Source organism: Paratractidigestivibacter sp., assembly GCF_052362415.1.
Taxonomy (GTDB): domain Bacteria; phylum Actinomycetota; class Coriobacteriia; order Coriobacteriales; family Atopobiaceae; genus Paratractidigestivibacter.
The window spans coordinates 10,860-11,743 of record NZ_DAWEMK010000050.1 but is presented as its reverse complement, the minus strand read 5'-3'; the positions used below and the strand labels follow the sequence as shown (position 1 = coordinate 11,743).

1 protein-coding gene is annotated in these 884 nt (G+C 66.6%); it reads right to left on the bottom strand.

Translation table 11 applies throughout. The features are described 5' to 3' along the window. Positions 1–884, bottom strand: an 884-nt coding sequence (locus ACT84W_RS06420) for an ATP-binding protein (RefSeq protein ID WP_444328607.1), incomplete at both ends; no start/stop codon positions are given.

Sequence of the window (884 nt, the reverse complement as noted above, 5' to 3'; positions counted from 1 at the left end):
CGTGGCGGCGAAAACCTGCTCGACCGACCAGCCGCGGCGAAGGGCCTCGGCCACGTAGAGGATTCGCTCCGGGGTCGGAGTGGAGACCTTCTGGGCGAAGTTCTCCTCTTCAAAGTCGTCGTTGCCATCCGCGCCGAGGCCGGCGTGACCCTGCTCGAGCGACCTCATGGCCTTCTGCATAGCCTCCTCGAAGGTGGAGCCGATGGCCATAACCTCGCCGACGGCCTTCATGCGGGTGCTCAGGCGGTCGCTCGCGCCCTTGAACTTCTCGAACGCGAAGCGCGGGATCTTGACCACGCAGTAGTCGATGGAGGGCTCGAAGCAGGCGGGCGTGGAGTGCGTGATGTCGTTCTGGATCTCGTCAAGCGTGTAGCCGACGGAAAGAAGCGCCGCCATCTTCGCGATGGGGAAGCCCGTGGCCTTCGAGGCCAGGGCGGAGGAGCGGCTCACGCGGGGGTTCATCTCGATGACGATGACGCGGCCGTCCTCGGGGTTCACCGCGAACTGCACGTTGGAGCCGCCGCAGGCGACGCCGACGCGCTCGAGGATGGCGATGGAATAGTCGCGCAGGCGCTGGAGCTCGTAGTCGTTGAGCGTCTGACAGGGAGCCACGGTGATGGAGTCGCCGGTGTGGACGCCCATCGGGTCGAGGTTCTCGATGGAGCAGACGATGACGCCGTTGCCGGCGACGTCGCGCATGACCTCCATCTCGATCTCTTTCCAGCCCTCAATGGACTGCTCGACGAGGACCTCGGTCTCGGGCGAGAGCGCAAGGCCCTGCTCGCAGATGCGCAGCAGGTCGTCGTGGTCGTAGGCGATGCCGCCGCCGGCGCCGCCCAGGGTGAAGGACGGGCGGATGACCACGGGGTAGCCCCCGAGCTCGT